Source organism: Oleiphilus sp. HI0066 (genome assembly GCF_001635725.1).
Genome location: NZ_LWFH01001584.1, coordinates 1 through 1129 on the forward strand (window position 1 = coordinate 1; position 1129 = coordinate 1129).

The 1129-nt window shown below is 46.6% G+C and carries 1 protein-coding gene and 1 pseudogene; both read left to right on the forward strand.

The genetic code is table 11. The features are described 5' to 3' along the window. Positions 1–377, forward strand: a pseudogene (locus tag A3738_RS31505) (efflux transporter periplasmic adaptor subunit); the annotation flags it as partial. After that, a partial coding sequence (locus A3738_RS24960; protein ID WP_231876757.1) for an efflux RND transporter permease subunit occupies positions 374–1129 on the forward strand: 756 nt, incomplete at its 3' end. The pseudogene A3738_RS31505 and the gene A3738_RS24960, both read left to right, overlap by 4 nt.

A 1129-nucleotide genomic window follows, 5' to 3' on the forward strand; every position in this document is an offset into this window, starting at 1 on the left:
CTGCGACATTCCAGAGATTAGAGGCTGGTGTTGATACGCAAACTCAGCAGGTTACGCTCGTCGCTAGAGTAGACTCTCCCTTTGATCAAACTCAAGAGCGCCTTGCGCTGCTCCCTGATCAATATGTGTCTGCGACAATTACAGGCCAGGTACTGCGCGACATTATCGTCATTCCCAATTCACTTATATATCAAAATGAATATGTGTACCTAGCAACAGGCGATTCATTAGATCAGCTTGAGCGCCGCACTGTGAAGGTTATTCATCAAGACGATACGTATTCAGTGATCGGCGAGGGACTTAAAGCAGGTGACATGTTAATCACTACGGCATTAGGGCAACTTTCATCTGGTACGTTGATAAAGGTTGCTGAATGATTGCTTGGTTCGCGCGCAATAGTGTCGCAGCAAACTTATTGATGCTCACAATCGTTCTGATTGGATTGGGCTCTTTAAAACTAAATATTCCTCTTGAAGTATTTCCTAGCATAGAACCTCGAATTATTCAGGCTAGCGTAGCCGTGCCTGGGGCATTGCCAAAAGATATTGAAAGCTCTGTCTCAACCAAACTAGAGCAAGCGGTTGATGATCTCGAAGGTATCGCCGCATTGTCGAGTCGCTCGACTGAGGGAGTGGCTCAGGTCAATATTGAAGTCGATGAGCGATATGATCCGCAAACGCTATTAGCTGAGGTTAAAAACCGTATTGATAGTGTCAATAACTTACCCGCTGATGCGGAACGCCCTATTGTCTCCTTGGTGAAACGTCAACGCGAAGTCATTGGCTTGGCTGTATACGGTGATCTTGCCGAGCGTGAATTGCGACAAGAAGCAATTAGTATTCGGGACGACTTGCTTGCAATTACTGGCGTAAGCCAAGTTGAGCTTGATGGTGTGCGCGATTATGAAGTGTCTATCTACGTGCGTGAGCAAGTAATAGAGCGTTACGGCATTACTCTTGAAGAAATCGCTTCGCGTATACGAGAGGCCTCACTCGATTTGTCTGCTGGAGCAATTAAAACAGTAGGCGGCGACATATTGCTTCGCTCAAGTGGTCAGGCTTATGGGGCGGATGAGTTTAGCCGTATTGTTATCCGTACTAGTAATACTGGCGGAGTCATTCGCTTGGGT